The organism is Acinetobacter sp. Colony158 (genome assembly GCF_019264745.1).
GTDB classification, from domain to species: domain Bacteria; phylum Pseudomonadota; class Gammaproteobacteria; order Pseudomonadales; family Moraxellaceae; genus Acinetobacter; species Acinetobacter ursingii.
The window spans coordinates 2,198,856-2,200,560 of sequence record NZ_CP078523.1; the positions used below are offsets into that span (position 1 = coordinate 2,198,856).

General features: G+C 37.2%; 1 protein-coding gene. It reads left to right on the forward strand.

Annotated features, from left to right (window positions below; genetic code table 11):
* Positions 1-89: 89 nt before the first annotated feature.
* The coding region (locus tag JR005_RS09005) for a DUF6160 family protein (protein WP_228731800.1) at positions 90-1,705 on the forward strand (1,616 nt) is incomplete at its 3' end.

Consider the following 1,705-nt stretch of genomic DNA (forward strand, 5'->3'; position numbering starts at 1 on the left):
GGAATCTCGCATTAAATGGTAAAGTCATGATTTTTAGTTGTGATTCAACTCATCCACGCTGTTAAGTAAAATAAAAAGGGAGTTTGAAAATGACGGCTAAACTGAATAATCAAAAAAAATTTATTTTAAGTGCTCTTAGCTGTAGCATTTTATTTTCTATGCAAAATAGTTATGCCATGCAGGCAATGAACGATAGCGATATGCGGGCAGTGGATGGGCAGGATGGAATTGTAGCTGAGGTTAGTTATGGTTCAGTTGGTTTTGATCAGCTTTATTGGGATGATAAAACTGGAAGTTCCGCAACAGAAAATGCTCAGGATAGTTTAAGAGCAAGTTTGACTGGTGTGAAAATAACAACAGCCAATGCAAATCAGTCAAATGTGACTGTAAAAATGAATGCAGGTAGTTTGGCAAATGGCAGCAAAACTGGTCTTGATCTTGATGTCGCTGCTAATTTGGGAACTGTACAGGCAGATAAATTTACTTTATGTAAAACATCGGATTCGACTAGTACCTGTACGAATGCAGCTTCATTTGGAAAATTAAGTATTCAAAATACTGCAAATACACCGATAACGATGCACATGACGACTGCTGATGGTCTGTTTAGTAAAACTGGATTCTCCTCACTAGATTTAGGTATAAAAGGGCTAGATATTGGTTTAAGTCAAAAACAAGATAGTTCAACTTATAATGCACTTGTAATGAATGATTTTAATTTTAATTTTGGTGCCAAAGGTTATATGTATGTTGACCCGACAGAGGGTTTAGTTTTAAGAACAAATCCTGTTGCAGGAAGTGGTGCCACTGATATTGGTTATGTTGATTTTAAAAGAGATGTAAATGGTAAATCTGGATTGAATCTAGAGTTTATGCTGCAACCCAATGTAGCAAGTAATGGAACAATGATAAGTGCAAACTCTGCAAAAGGAGTAATACGCGCAGGCGCAAATGGTCGTATGATCAATGGGGTATTGCAGTTAAGAGGTACTCAAGATACTGCATCGACTATTTTAGGTGTGACAAATGGTAACTCAATTGCAGGCGATACTGGTCTTGCATTTCGTCTAAATGGTGAATTTACAAGTGATCGCGACAATTTGTCAGGAGTTGAGGCAACAAGTTTGGAGTTAGGTGGAGCAGGGAATCAGACCTACGGATTAAGATTCGCCAATATTACTCCATTGTTGACACGTAAAAATATGATAGGTACAGAAACAACTTCTGGAGTCGCACTAAATAGTGATCATGCTGGTTTAAGCATGGATGGTATCTATTTTAATTTAGTTAATGCTAATCAAATTACATTACCTACCAATACAGCACTGACTTCAACATATTTAGGTAACTCAGTTGATGCGAATAGATTAGTCAACACAAATGACTACATCCAGACACTCTCAACTAATAATACTCCTTATACGGTGTTGGCAATACGAGGTATGAATTTTTCAGCCTTGTCTCGTCGAGGTCAATTTATTTATACAGATGCCAATGGCGTAGTAAGTCCAGTATCTACGACAACTAAATGGGGTTTGGGATTACCTATTTATAATTTAAATGCTAATTTTGCATTTAGTCCGCGTTTAAGTAATGGATCTGCTAGCGGCGATTACTTGGTTGCTTATAATAATGGTGTTATTCAGAAAACGGCAGTGAGTGGTTCTGAAAGAATTGGTTTTAGTGGTTCGATTAGTACGCAGGG